This window comes from Streptomyces sp. 147326 (assembly GCF_045000215.1).
GTDB lineage: Bacteria > Actinomycetota > Actinomycetes > Streptomycetales > Streptomycetaceae > Streptomyces.
This window is the reverse complement of record NZ_CP134201.1, coordinates 8,343,524-8,356,228: the sequence shown is the minus strand read 5'-3', so window position 1 is coordinate 8,356,228 and position 12,705 is coordinate 8,343,524. Positions and strand designations below refer to the sequence as shown.

At 68.1% G+C, this 12,705-nt stretch carries 10 protein-coding genes and 4 pseudogenes; 8 read left to right on the top strand and 6 right to left on the bottom strand.

The window, feature by feature from the left end; translation table 11 throughout:
- Window positions 1-534: 534 nt before the first annotated feature.
- Entirely contained in the window at window positions 535-972 is a 438-nt protein-coding gene (locus RIU97_RS38605; protein WP_404963088.1) for a VOC family protein, read from the bottom strand.
- Window positions 973-1,217: 245 nt separating this feature from the next.
- Here RIU97_RS38605 and RIU97_RS38600 point away from each other — a divergent pair, with 245 nt between their 5' ends.
- A complete protein-coding gene (locus tag RIU97_RS38600) occupies window positions 1,218-1,733 on the top strand; it encodes a pyridoxamine 5'-phosphate oxidase family protein (RefSeq protein ID WP_404962136.1) in 516 nt (171 codons plus the stop codon).
- Window positions 1,734-1,750: 17 nt separating this feature from the next.
- Here RIU97_RS38600 and RIU97_RS38595 read toward each other — a convergent pair.
- Both RIU97_RS38595 and RIU97_RS38590 read right to left on the bottom strand, forming a co-directional pair.
- Window positions 1,751-1,912: pseudogene (locus tag RIU97_RS38595) on the bottom strand (helix-turn-helix domain-containing protein); the annotation flags it as partial.
- A 415-nt stretch (window positions 1,913-2,327) separates the two neighbouring features.
- Window positions 2,328-2,528: a hypothetical protein gene (locus RIU97_RS38590; protein WP_404962135.1), complete on the bottom strand. Its 201-nt coding sequence runs from the start codon at window positions 2,526-2,528 to the stop codon at window positions 2,328-2,330.
- Between the two features lie 573 nt (window positions 2,529-3,101).
- On the opposite strand from RIU97_RS38590, the gene RIU97_RS38585 reads away from it, so the two are divergent.
- On the top strand, window positions 3,102-3,224 hold the full coding sequence (locus RIU97_RS38585) for a hypothetical protein (protein WP_404962134.1): 123 nt from the start codon (window positions 3,102-3,104) through the stop codon (window positions 3,222-3,224).
- 26 nt (window positions 3,225-3,250) lie between these two features.
- On the opposite strand, the gene RIU97_RS38580 is transcribed toward RIU97_RS38585, so the two are convergent.
- Window positions 3,251-3,913, bottom strand: a complete 663-nt coding sequence (locus tag RIU97_RS38580) for a hypothetical protein (RefSeq protein ID WP_404962133.1) — start codon at window positions 3,911-3,913, stop codon at window positions 3,251-3,253.
- Between the two features lie 762 nt (window positions 3,914-4,675).
- Here RIU97_RS38580 and RIU97_RS38575 point away from each other — a divergent pair.
- The 4 genes and pseudogenes from RIU97_RS38575 to RIU97_RS38560 form a co-directional block, all read left to right on the top strand.
- A complete protein-coding gene (locus RIU97_RS38575) occupies window positions 4,676-5,971 on the top strand; it encodes a GNAT family N-acetyltransferase (RefSeq protein WP_404962132.1) in 1,296 nt (431 codons plus the stop codon).
- Between the two features lie 874 nt (window positions 5,972-6,845).
- Entirely contained in the window at window positions 6,846-6,977 is a 132-nt protein-coding gene (locus tag RIU97_RS38570; protein WP_404962131.1) for a hypothetical protein, read from the top strand.
- A gap of 360 nt (window positions 6,978-7,337) precedes the next feature.
- Entirely contained in the window at window positions 7,338-7,523 is a 186-nt protein-coding gene (locus RIU97_RS38565; protein WP_404962130.1) for a hypothetical protein, read from the top strand.
- Window positions 7,524-7,625: 102 nt separating this feature from the next.
- Window positions 7,626-7,802 (top strand): annotated as a pseudogene (locus RIU97_RS38560) (amino acid permease); the annotation flags it as partial.
- Window positions 7,803-8,783: 981 nt separating this feature from the next.
- On the opposite strand, the pseudogene RIU97_RS38555 reads toward RIU97_RS38560, so the two are convergent.
- Window positions 8,784-9,552: pseudogene (locus RIU97_RS38555) on the bottom strand (transposase family protein).
- A 168-nt stretch (window positions 9,553-9,720) separates the two neighbouring features.
- On the opposite strand from RIU97_RS38555, the gene RIU97_RS38550 reads away from it, so the two are divergent.
- On the top strand, window positions 9,721-10,395 hold the full coding sequence (locus tag RIU97_RS38550) for an HAD family hydrolase (RefSeq protein WP_404962129.1): 675 nt from the start codon (window positions 9,721-9,723) through the stop codon (window positions 10,393-10,395).
- Here the strand turns inward: RIU97_RS38550 and RIU97_RS38545 are convergent.
- A pseudogene (locus RIU97_RS38545) lies at window positions 10,394-10,792 on the bottom strand (transposase family protein); the annotation flags it as partial. The gene RIU97_RS38550 and the pseudogene RIU97_RS38545 sit on opposite strands and share 2 nt — an antisense overlap.
- Before the next feature lie 350 nt (window positions 10,793-11,142).
- Here RIU97_RS38545 and RIU97_RS38540 point away from each other — a divergent pair.
- The gene (locus RIU97_RS38540; protein WP_404962128.1) at window positions 11,143-11,856 is read left to right on the top strand and encodes a hypothetical protein; all 714 of its coding nucleotides are present in this window, start codon (window positions 11,143-11,145) and stop codon (window positions 11,854-11,856) included.
- The last annotated feature ends 849 nt before the right edge of the window (window positions 11,857-12,705 follow it).

The window sequence follows — 12,705 nt, the reverse complement described above, 5'->3', positions numbered from 1 at the left end:
CGCCCTCCGGGCCGAGCACGAATCCGTAGGCCATGGAAACGCGGCAGTCGCCGGCCGGAATCGACCAGCCGTCCGCAGCCGAGCCCTCGGGAGCATCAGCAGCCGGAATGCGCGGGCCACCCTCGTACGCGGGGGCCGGCGGCAGCGCGTGGCGCCCCGGCGATCGTGGAAGGCCACGGCGCGGTCGATCTCCGCAGCGGGAATGCCGTGCCTGAGCCATGCGTCCTGGTGGGACCGGATGTCCGGGCGGGGACGCGCAGGCCGTGCACCTCGGCGAAGGTCCGGGCCCGGCGGCTCGGGCCTTCCGGCGCCGGCAGAATCTGCGACGGCCCGCGTGCGTCCGCCGTCACGGCTGCCCGCCTCGGCCGGGGTGGAGCGCAGGTCGGTCCTCGTCGCTGCCGATGACCGGTAGCTCGATCAGAGCCTTGACGAACTAGTGCTGCCCACGGACCACGCACTGGTCCGACGAGAGCAGGCGGTCGTCGGCGTCGGCGAAGGCCGGATCCCACACGGCCGGGGCCTCGGCGGTGTCGTTCACGGGCGGGTCAGGGTGGTGGCCGGGCGCCCGTGGTCGATCGCAACGAGTTCGACCTCGAAGCCGTCCCCGTTCTCCAGGTACGCGGCATAGTGCTGCGCACCGCCTGCATGCGGATGCCGGTCGGGGAACAGCAGATGCCAGCCGTGCCCGGTCGCTTCACGGGCCAGCCTGTCGACCTCGGTGTCGTCTTCGACGTGGAGGGCCAGGTGGTTCAGCCCAGGCCGGCAGCGGTCGTGCCGGCCGGCGGTGAGGGCCGGGGACTGTTCGAGGACGAGGTACGTCGGCCCGAGCAGCCAGCTGCGCCCGTTGTCCCAGTGCTGGAAGAGGGCGTACCCCAGCTCCTCCAGGAGCCAGCCGAACGAGGCGACCGCGCGGTCGAGGTCCGGGACCCACAACTCGACGTGGTGCAGCGTGCCGCGGGTGGGCCGGTTCAGGGGGCCACCGCCTCGGGTCGTACGGGAAGACGGCCGCCTTCGCGGCGGGCTCCGCCGGACCGGACGGGGGCGACGTGGTGGGGTGCGTTCACAGGCTGATCACCTGACGAACCTACCCCTCGGGGTGCCGCGCAACCGATCGAGTGACGTCCGAAGGCAAGGGCATGTCGGCCGTGCGCACCAGGCTCCCACGGTCGAGGCTGGAGGCCCTGTCCGGACCGGAACTCGACGTGAGCACACCACCCATGAGCACATCACCCATGCCCCACACCCAGTTCGACGAGCGTTACAGCGACAAGGACGCGGCGGCCGTCCCCTGGCCGACGGCCGTGTCTCGGCTGACCGAGGCCGAGCTGTACTGGCTGACGACCGTACGACCCGACGCCCGCCCGCACGTCACGCCGCTGATCGGCGTCTGGGCGGACGGCGCGCTGCACTTCTGCACGGGCCCGCACGAGCGCAAGGCCGAGAACCTCCGCGGCAATCCGAACGTCGCGCTCACCACCGGCAGCAACTCCCTCCACACGGGCCTCGACCTGGTCGTCGAGGGCGAGGCGACGCGCGTGACCGACTCCGGGCGGTTGCGCGCGCTCGCCACGGCGTGGGAGACGAAGTACGGCGCGGAATGGCACTTCGATGTCGGCGACGGCGTCTTCGTCAACCCCGAGGCCGGTGAAGCCCTGGTCTTCGCGGTCTCCCCGCACACGGTCTTCGGCTTCGGCAAGGCCCCGTACAGCCAGACCCGCTGGCGCTTCGCCTGAGGTTCGGCGCCGAGCGCTCCCGCCCAGCGAGGGTCCAGGCATGCGAGCCCGGTCTCGTTGAAGCGGTGGATCACATCGCGGACGGTGTCCTCGTCCGCCTGGACCAGCCGCGCGATCACCGGGGCAGTGCTGCCACCGGCCGAGGCAAGCAGCACCATCGCCCGCCGGAACCGCACCGAGCCGTATCGCCATGCCGCCTCCCCAAGCCCGTCGAAGTCGTCACGTCCGACCAGCACAACGAGCAACCCGGCAAACCTTCCCGGTCACAGCACTAGCGCCGCCCGCGAGCACGGAGGCGAAGCTGGAAGGTGACGGTGAAGACGTGCGCGGGCCCGGTCCGGGGACACCGTGTACGCGTACGCCGAAGTGCGCTGGGACGGGGGTGGCGGCCGAGCGAAACTTTCCCCAGCTCGAGGCGCGGCTGGAGGACAGCACCTCCAGCGGGGCACGCACCGGCACACCGGATCGCGACCATCAGCCACCGGGCCGGCGCGGCCGCGCTCGGCGATTCGGTGCTGTTCCTGGACTGGCACGGCGACGGACGAGGCTACCAACACCACGACTACACCGCGTCCCCGACCGTCTGGCCTGTGATCAGGCACCGGGGGCGGGCACGTCGTCCTGGCCGTGGGCGAGGATCGGCAGCAGCGCCTCGGCGGCGTCGCACACGGTGCACGCCGTCGTGCCGGACGGCGCGAGCGCGTCGAGCGCGTCGAGCGCGTCGAGCTCCTCGGCGGCCCTGCATCGTGCCCAGCGGATGCGCGTGGGCGGAGGCGCTCGGGCAGACCTCGGCATGAACGGTGGCGGCCCGCCCATGGACGCGGCCGTCGAGCAGCCACGCCCACCGGGACGGAGCCGAGGTACGGGTACGTGGGTGGGCGGGGACGCGGCCGAGATCGACCCCGGGCAGCCGGCGGCGCCGGCGGTGACCCAAGTGCCGTACTCGGCCCTCTCCACCCCGCCTCCGTACTGGTGGAGAGGCAGTACTTCGACTGTGCGCTATTCCTCAGCCTGTGGCTGTGGCAGGGCCTCGATGGGTTCGGCTGGACGACCCGAGTAGGCTGCGGTCAACACGGGGGTGGAAGATCTTGAACTTCGATGTGCCCGGCCCGGAAGCCGACTGGCTAGAGGCGCCCGTCTCAGCGTGCCCAAACCCGAACCCGGCGTGGCAGACGAGTATGTGGTGGTACGTCGCAGGCCTGTTCCGCGAAGTTGCCTGCCTCGCGCCTCCGTTGGAGGCCTTGGCGCACCGTTTGAGGCTGTCGATCGAGCACGGCTGGGAAGAGCTCTCCGATGTCGATGTGGCGATGGTCCAGATCAGAGGGATCCACTTCGCTCTCCAACACCAGCCCTTTGAAGGACACCATCGTGTCCGTCATCAAGGACACCGAGGACGACGAAGTCGCGATCAACATTCTTCTCACCGCCCTGGGGATCGGCCCCGACGCAGTGACGTACCGGGGAAATGTACGAAGCGACGAGGCCCAGTGACTGCCTGCATGACATCCGATTAAGAGTCAGGATCCCGGCATGTCTTGGTCCCGAGCCGCCAGGTAGTGGGTCCAGCTGTCGTTGGCGTAGCTGGCCCAGCGGTTGGCAGTGCTGGGGTGCAGGCCGAACAGGTCGGCGACGATGATCGGCGGCAGGTCGGTGACGGCTTCGATCATTGCGCTATCGCGTGCGGTGAGAACGGGGAGGCCGTGTGAGCGCGGGAGGGCGCCGGCGCCGAGGGGGTTGCGGGCGCGGCCCGGCGCCTGGCCGGGCCGCAGGTAGTGCATCTCGTCGTCGAGCTGGCGGCGGAAGTATCCGGTGCCAGGGTCTTCCATCTGTTCCTCGATCGGGAGGGCGAGGCGGGGTGGGAGGAGCACGGGGTTGCGGCCCAGCGTGAGGAACGCTCCTTCCGGCGTACGCCGGAACTGGGTGGTCTTGAGCTCCGAGATCCGGCTGAGCGGCAGGGCATAGAGCAGGACGAGGGCGCCCATGATCCGCACTTCGCGTGGCAGCCTGCCGTCGGTCAGGCAGCGGCGTAAGTGGTGGGTGTAGTCGCGTTCGGTCAGGAAGCCGCCTGCGAACTGGCGGGAGCGTTTCGGGGCTGTCAGCGCGGTGTTGAGGCCCCGTGCCGTGGTCCAGCGGATGAAGCTGGTCAGTTGCCGGACGCGGGTGCGGTGTTCAGTCACCATTGTCCAAAGAGGGGCTGATCAGCGTCGGCGAGGCTTGTCTGGTGGGAGTCGAGCCAGGTCAGGAAGGCGATGGCGGTCCGGATTTCGGTGACGTCGGCTTTGGCGGCGCCGACGGAGTAGCGGCTGCGGGCAGTGCGGCGGCGCGCGTCACGCAGGACGTGCCATAGCCACCCGGAACGGCACCGCGATCAGCGCGAGCGGCATCGCCAGGCAGGCCGGGGTCGACCGCACCTTCCTCTACCGCCACCGCGACCTCCTCGCGCTCATCCACGCTGCCGCACTGCAACCCTCCGCACCGAACCCCTCGGCTGGGTCTCCGGTCACCCTGGCCTCACTGCAAACCGACCTCGCTAACGCACTGGCCCGCAACACCCGGCTCGTCACCCAGGTCAGGTGCCTGGAGCGACGACTTTCCGAGCAGATGGGCGAGCAGGCGTGGCGCGAATCGGGGCTCGGATCTCCTCCCGACCCACGAACAGCTGCAGCGTCATGTCTCCCGTCTGGAGCAGGCGAACACCGAGCTGTCGGCGCGCCTGGAGGAGAGGGACGCGGAGCTGGAGGCCGCTCGCGCGGCCAACCGGGAGCTGACCCGTGCGGTGAACCACCGCGGAGCCACCCTCTAGCTCAGTTTGTTTGTGCTACATGATCTAACCGCTTCATCGACTTCTCCTCGCCCCGGCCGCCCAGGGTTATCCCTCACGCACAAGCCCTGAGCAGATAATCGGTTGCTCGCCTGCGAGGGTGATGGATGCAATGTCCGTCATGGTGACTGAAATCCGTCCGCCGCGACGAGATGAGATGGCTGCGTACTACCGGACATTGCCGTTCGCGAACGGGTTGCCGAGCTGGGAGCCTGCGGACGCCGCGTGGCACGGTGGCCCCGAGCCGTGGCCTCCACAGCGCACGCCTGCCAGCGCTGAGCAACTCGAAAAGTGGGCGGAAGCCGACACCAAGGACGAGTCCTTCCACCCGATCGCGACGTTCGTCGACGGCAGGTGTGTCGGCGCATCGGCGACCATCTCCTTCGAGGTGACGGTCCCCGGCGGGGGAACGGGGAGGATGGCCGGCGTCACTGGTACCGGGGTGATCGCGACGCATCGCCGGCGCGGATACCTGCGGCAGATGATGCAGGCCATGTTCGAGGCGGCCCTGGAACGAGGCGAGCCGTTGGCGATGCTCAGCGCGAGCGAGGGCAGCATCTATGGACGGTACGGGTTCTCGCCCGCGACCTACCGCACCCGGTGGGAGCTGGCCCGTCACGAAGCGGCCCTCCTTCCGGCAGAGCCGGATCCCGGGTCGCTGGAGCTGATCGGCGCTGAGCACGCGAAGAAGGCTTGGCCCCGGGTGCACGCAGACGTGCGTGCGCACCGCGTCGGGGAACTCAGCCCTCTCCCAGGGCAATGGGAGGGGCTGTCCGACGAAGCAGACGGCACAAACGGACCGCTGCGCTTCCTCGTCCACCGCGACCAGCACGGCGAGGTGGACGGCATCGCCAATTTCCGACTGCCGTGGTCCCCGACCACGGATCGCGCGGGAACGCTCGTGGTGGAAGCCCTGGAGGCGATGAACCCTGTGGCCTACCGCGCTTTGTGGGGCCTGCTCATCGACTTCGACCTCACCAAGACCGTCGTGGCGCCCGGCCGTCCACGCGACGAACCCCTGCGGTGGATGCTCACGAACCCGCGGGCGATGCGCATCACCCGCCAGACGGACAATCTCTGGGCGCGCCTGCTCGACGTCCCGCGAGCCCTGACGCAACGCTCGTACCTCACTCCCGGCCAGCTGAAATTCACCATCGACGACGACCAGATGTGTCCGGGGAACAACAGGACATGGCATCTTCGAGCAGACGATGCCGTGGTGACGTGCGTTCCGACCGACGAGACGGCAGACCTGACCATCACGCTCTCAGCGCTCAGCTCGCTTTACTTCGGTGGCATGTCGGCGCTCCACCTCGCGTATGCGGGCCACATCACTCAGCACACCGACGGCGCGATCGGACAGCTTGCCCGGATGTTCTGGGCCGACCCCGAACCGCACAACTCCTTCGGTTTCTGACAAGGCTGTACCTGACAGCGGGTGAGGCCGTTGGTGGCATCAGAGTCCTCACTCAAAGTCCATCCGTTGGGATGGCGCCATCGCCCGATTCAGCGATGGCGCCACAGCTGTTGCACCGGATACGGTTAACCGCACCGGCGCTGAGCTGCATTAAGTCCTCAAAGCCCGCCTCGCGCTCAGGATGGGTCTTCGCCACGACCGTCGCGGCCGGCGTCACGCGTAGCCTCAAGCGTCAGTAGCCGCAGGGGTCAGTCTGGGGGTCAGCCCGCTCCAGGACCGGAGCCACTGGTGCAGTTGACACGTCACCGGGCACATAGGCCGGTCTGGCTGGGTGCCCAGGTGACGGGGACGACCTGCGGGCCGGGCTTGGTGGTGGCCTGCTCGCTCGTGCTGCTGCCTCCCCTTCCGCCGTGCGCAGGTGTGGGTGCGGGTGGTGCGCCCGCAGCTCGACGCTGCCGGCCTGACAGTCGGCGGAGGCCGCCCAGTAGGGGTGGGTGCACAGCTTCCCGAAGAGGGTGATCAGCCGGCGCCGCAGCACGGTCGTACCGGCCCCGGCGGGGGCCCGCGCGAGCTCGGTATAGGTCCGCTGCCACGCCCTTCGGAGCGTGATCAGGTCCTCGGGGAAACGGAACGGTGGTCTCACACCCCGAGCGAAACATGCGTTGATTTCCTTCGAGCGCCACGCACGGTCCTCGGGCGGTCATCGGCCATGAGTCTGGCGTCCTGTGTCACCGGAGTGTGAGAACGTGCCACCGAAGGCTGCTCAGCGGGAGTTCGTGACACCGAAGTCTGAGCGCCGCAGCTGTGTGCTGGCACAGGCCCGCAAGTGCGGTGCTGCGGGTGACGGTCGTACGGTCTGGTCGTCACGCAGCCCATGAAGATCACCTCCCGCATCCTTGCCGTGGCGGCCGTGAGCGGCGCCCTGCTGGCGGCCACCGCGCCGGCATACGCCGACACCGACGTCCTCGGCTTCGTGGTCGAAACCGTGGAGAGGAACATCAACTAGCCGCGACGCGGTCGCGAACTGCATCCTGGGCCACCACCGCGCGCGGCGGTGGCCCAGGACCGTCCGGCCGCGCGACACATCGTTGCTCAGACTTCGATGGCACGCGCTCAAACTCCGGTGGCACAGGACAGCGGTTGGCCTCGGTGGCTTTGTCCATGAGTCGCGGCAGTGGTTGTTCACCGAGTTTGGAAGGCAGCCCGATCTGCCCAGGGTCGATGTTCGCGAGGACGGGAGGCACCTTGCGGCGGCCGCCTCCCCCGTGCGGGGGAGGCGGCCGCGACCTTCGGACGATGCCCGGACACCGGATAGGTGGCGACGATCAAAGCGCATGCCATCACACCCCGAGATCGGAGCCTCACCGTGTTGAAGTGGACCCTGCGCGTCATCGCCGTCCTCGCCATCGCCGCCGCAATCGCCGCCCCCGTCGCCGTGACCGCACCTGAAGCAGTGGTCGCCACGCCCTCAGTCGCCGTCGCCGTCGCCGCGCCCGCCCCCGATGCCCCTGCTGCGACTGGGCAGGACGCCCTGCTGCGCGAGCATGTCTAGGCCGTCGCCCGACCTGAGTTGCGCGGAGGGATCTCCCCATGCCCGCTTCACGGCCTCGGGCGCGCGTACCGTGGGGTGACGACCCGCCGGGAGTACCAGCCGATGAGCTTCTCCTCATTCCGGGTGCTCGCCTACTACGCCAACGCCTCCGCCTGGACCCTCGTCCTTGTCCTCGTCTTCGCCCTGCCGGCCTCGTCGGTGATCTCCGGCGCCGCTGTCCTGGCCGCCGTAGCCGCTGCGTACGCGGTACGTCGCGCGGTGACCGCCCGCAGGGCGTGACCACGGCAGACCACGGATCCGCCGCGGTCAACGGGTGCGGTTCCAAGCCCGCCCGCCCAGGGCAACGCCGCCCAGCCCCAGCAGCAGGGCCACGTAGGCGCGACCTGACGGCTGTACGGGCCCTGAAGGAGTCGCGCACCGACGTGGAAGCCCTGGAGTTCACCGATGAGCAGCTGCGCCACCTCCAGGACGTCTTCACGAAGGCGGCCGCTCAGGCCCGCAAGACGATGGATCGGTACGCCGACCGGGAGGATGCCTGCCACCGCGCCGCGTCCGGTGCGCGAGGACGGCCAACGCGCACACCGCCCCCATCCCGACCCACACCGCAGTCCGGAAGTCCGCCGCTGAGCCCAGCCGGTGCGGTGCACTCGGTGCACGTCGACGATGCGTGCACTCTCCGCACGGATGCCCGACATCTTCGAGCAGTGCACAACGTCAGCTCGAAGCCGCCGGCGGTGATGGTGGCGATCGGCTTCCAGCCTGCGTTGGGTGCCAGGAGCTGCCGTTCGGGACGGAAGCCGCCGTTGCCGTCACTGGGGTAGAGCGTGACTTCGCCGTCGGTCCAGATGACGAGCAGATCGCTGTGGCTTGGCCTGGGCCATCCGCTCAGCTGTCCAGTACTGCTCGTCCGCGGTTGAGGCCGGGGAGGCAGGGGGTGAGGTGGGGGTGGACGCGGAGGGAGAGGGGGGAGCGGATACCGGTGGTGCGGCCGGAAAGGGAAGCTGCGAGGCGGAGGGCGTGGAGCGGCGTAAGTCTGAAGGGCTGGGTGGGGGGCGACGACGAGGATGAGGCCGAGGGTGAAGGGAGCGCCGTGCCGGCCGGAGAGGGAGCATCCGACGCCGCCAGGGCAGCGGGGGCGGTGAGTTGCACGGTGCTGGTGCCGAGCGCGAGTGCGGTCATCCACCTTGATCTCAATGACTTGCTTCCTGAGCGCACTGATGCCGCCTGGCATCGCAGTGTGTTAGCGAGCCTTTTCCAACCTCAGTTTGAGCAGGTGAGGTGGAGTGTGAGGACGGCTTGGACGAGGCCGGTGATCCGGGTTGTCGAGCATCGCAGCTTGCGTAGTAGCCGCCAGGTCTTGAGGGTGGCGATGGCGGGTTCGACCAGGGCTCGGATCTTGGCCTGCGAGCGGTTCACGGCCTGCTGGCCGCGGGAAAGGTTCTCCCAGCGGCCTCGGTAGGGCACACGGACAGCCGGGCCCGCACCCTGGTAGCCCTTGTCCGCCCAGCAGTTGACGTCTGCTGCGGCGAGGGCGGTGAGGATGCCGTGTTCGCGTGCGGCTCGGATGTCGTGAACGGCCCCCGGCAGGGCGGGTGAGGCCCCCAGCAGGCGTCCGGCCGGGTCGGTCAGAACCTGGACGTTCATGCCGTGCTTCTTGTGTTTTCCCGAGTAGCAGTAGAAGGGCCGGTCGGCGGCGATCCGGTCGATGGGCAGGAGCGTGCCGTCGAGCAGGACGAATGCTTTCCTCGACGCGGCGCGGACGGCTTGCTCGAGGTCGGTGCCAGGGAGGCCAGGAGTTCGACGGCTTCGGTGATGTACCGGTAGGCCGTGGTCGTGCCGATGCCGAACCCGGTCGCGAGCTGGGCAAAGGATGCCCGCTGCGCAGGTGGGCGAGGGTGAGCAGGGCTTGTCGGCCGGCGCTGAGCCGGCGCCACCGGCTCCCGATCACGCGGCGGCGCTCGCGTATGCGGGCGGTCAGGAAGCGAAGGTGCGAGCTGGACAGGTCCAGCCCGGACGGGTAGACAAGCACGTAAAGCCTCTGGTCGGCACGGGTGATCTTGGTCGTGAACCCGTCTACCAGGGGCTTCACTCATCTGTCACGCCAACTGCCGGACCAGCACGGCAGGCTGGAAAGAGCTCCGTGCGGGAGCGGCTGAATCGTCTCGTCCTCGCGTGATCGCCAACGAAAGAGCAACCGATGCAACCGATTATCCTATTCGACCTAGACGGCCTTTTGATCGACTCCGAGCCGATCTGGGACGCGGCAAAGCGTGAAGTGTTCGGTCCGCTTGGCCTGCACCTCACAACGGAGATGCAGGCGGCGACGCGCGGACTGCGGCAAAGGGACATGGTGGCCTACTGGTTCGATCGGGCCACCATTCAAGCCGACCCCGACGACGTCGAGCAGAAGATCGTGACCGCCGTGTGCCGTAGGCTGGAGGGAGTGGCGCTGAAACCCGGCGCCGAACACGCCGTCGCGGCGTGCGCGCGTGCATCGAGGGCGATGGCCGTCGTGTCATCTTCGCCGGAGTCGGTGATTCGGCATGCGCTCGCGAGCACCGGCCTTGACCGATCTTTCGATGCCGTGTTTTCGGCCGAAGACGACGAACACGGCAAGCCCCACCCGGGCGTTTATCTCCGCGCAGCCGCCGCCCTCGGCGCGTCACCCGACGAATGCATTGTGATCGAGGACTCGCTCAACGGCGTCCTCGCTGGCGTGTCAGCCCAGATGACGGTCGTCGCCGTTCCCGAGGCCGCTGATCGCTGCGATCCTTGCTTTGCGATTGCCACTCTGGTACTGGAGTCCCTCAAGGATCTCGATACCTCTGTATTCGGCGCGTATGTGTCCGGGGGGAGCCGGGACGCCGGTTGACGGCCTGCTGGCCAATCCCGTGCTTCTTGTGCTTGCCCGAGTAGAACGGCCGGTCGGCGGCGATCCGGCCGATGGATACAAGTGTGCCGTCGAGCAGAACGAACGCTTTCCCCGACGCTGCCCGGACGGCTTGTTCGAGCGTGGGTGCCAGGGCAGCAAGGGGGTCTACGGCTTCGGTGATGTACCGGTAGGCCGTGGTCGTTCCGATGCCGAACCCGGCCGCGAGCTGGGCACAAGGGTGCCCGTTGCGCAGGTGGGCGAGGGTGAGCAGGGCTTGTCGGCCGGCGCTCAAGCCGCGCCATCGGCTCCCGATCGCGCGGCGGCGGTCACGGATGCGGGCGGTCAGGAAGCGAAGGTGCGAGCTGGACAGGTCAAGTCCAGACGGGTAGACAAGCACGTGAAGCCTCTGGTCGGCACGGGTGATCTTCTTCGTGAACCCGTCTGCCAGGGGCTCCATACATCTCTCACGCCAACTGCCCCACCAGCACGGCAGGTTGGAAAGACCTCAGCGCGTCAGTTCGACGAAGAGGGCAGAGTGGGCAGTGGTGTGAAAGATCGTCAACGAATCCAGACAGGCGACAAATGAAGCGATTACAGGCATGGATCGGCGCGGCAGCCCTGACGATTCCGCTGTTCATGTCACTCGGAGCGGAGGGCGTGCAGGCCGCTCCGCTTACGGATGTGCCATTGCCGCTTCAAAGTGGCGCTGACCAGGCGGTTCGGCCTGGAGAGCAGGTCAGCGTCTCAGTGGACCTGCAGGACGCCGTCGGCAACGGCGACAGGGTCTTCTCTGAAGCGTTCACCGCCGATGGCCGGATGAGGATGAACGATCCGCACGTCACCGCGGTCATGACGATCTCCTGCACTGCTGTGCCCGGGTCCTACGAGGTGCGCATCGGATCAGGTGGGGACCGGAACCCCTCCGAGGTCACGCGACTCTGGGGGAATGTCCGGGTGGCTCCGGCTGAAGAGACGGAGCGTGCGGCGTGCGCGAGGCGGGTCTCCGAGCTGCCGCCTGAGCCCCAGGAGGAGCGCTGGCCTGCAGATGCGGAGTGGCCCGCGAGCCCATGGGACGTGCGGTCGGTGCGGGCCGGCGGGGAGATGACGGCCACCGATGGCCTGGAGATGGGCGGCGACGGAGGCGTCACATTGACCTCGCCGGTGTTCACGCGACCAGTGGTCATGTACGGAGCGAAGAGGGTCTCCGCGGTCGTCCGTATCAGGTGCGACGCGAAGCCGGGTCTCTACACCGTGGTCTGGCGAGAGAAGGGGACGCCGTCAGAGGTCTGGGCCCGACTGCGGGTGGAACCCGCAGCCCCTGACTGCCACGACCCCGCCCCTACGCTGGCCGACAAGGTCAAGCGCACGGCTTCCTGGCTGGCGGCAGGCATCTGTGCTGCCGCGCTTGCTGTGGGGGTACATGCCCTGAAACGGAGGCGGCGTGCCCATCCTCCTCTGTGATGGTGAAGCATAGGCGCCGCGCGCTCCGGAAACGAGTGGTAGATGCAGTACGCCCGAGCCGGGTTCGCGTTCCGGTTACGCCTGCCAAACCGTGAGAAGTGTGCACGGTTCTCTTTCTGGAAGCAGTCGAGTCGGCGATATGGGCGCGTCTTTCACCGTGGCTGAAACAATTCCAGAAATGACTTGAAACGCCACCGTGTCGGATCCCCCGGTTCGTGTTGCCCTCGCCCTCGCCCTCGACTCCGAGGCCGGGCGCAGCAGTATTCATTACGCCACGCGGCTTGAAATCGCCACCTTTTAACGCTCGCCTGGCGGGTGGTCGGGTAAGGGAACCTCAGCAAGTACTCAAGTCTGTTGATCATCCCATGAAGATCGCTATTGTTCATTCTGCCCCACCGAACTCGATACTCTGCCGATCAGGGAACATGACTTGAAGCTTAAGAACTCCCCCACCACTCAGCGCTTCAACCTCGGCTTGCCCGACAGCGCCACGCTGATCGCCGATGGAACCGGCGGCTACGACATCGTCACCTCCGCGAACGGCGCAGGCGTCGTCGCCTGCGGCCACATAGACGCTCCCTGGGCAAAAAACGCGAACACACCCCGTACCCACGGGCTACAGACTCGACGGCAACACCCTCGCCCAAACCAAGCAGACCGGCAAAAGTCAACCCAGGACTCACGCCCCTTTCGCCGGCGGCAGCCCTGGCCGGAAGCGGCTATTACAGCGGCAGCGGCAGCGGATATTGCAGGTAAACGGACCGGCAGGCAAGCGATCCCGAAAGGGGACGAGTGCGGCCGACCGTGGCGGCCGGAGAGGGACATTGTCGGCTTCCGATTTTGAAAGGT

Coding starts and splice junctions, on each gene's coding strand:
- RIU97_RS38600 (WP_404962136.1), top strand. CDS start 1,218: ATGAGCACATCACCCATGCCCCACACCCAGTTCGACGAGCGTTACAGC.
- RIU97_RS38590 (WP_404962135.1), bottom strand. CDS start 2,528: ATGCCGAGGTCTGCCCGAGCGCCTCCGCCCACGCGCATCCGCTGGGCA.
- RIU97_RS38580 (WP_404962133.1), bottom strand. CDS start 3,913: ATGGTGACTGAACACCGCACCCGCGTCCGGCAACTGACCAGCTTCATC.
- RIU97_RS38575 (WP_404962132.1), top strand. CDS start 4,676: ATGGTGACTGAAATCCGTCCGCCGCGACGAGATGAGATGGCTGCGTAC.
- RIU97_RS38570 (WP_404962131.1), top strand. CDS start 6,846: ATGAAGATCACCTCCCGCATCCTTGCCGTGGCGGCCGTGAGCGGCGCC.
- RIU97_RS38550 (WP_404962129.1), top strand. CDS start 9,721: ATGCAACCGATTATCCTATTCGACCTAGACGGCCTTTTGATCGACTCC.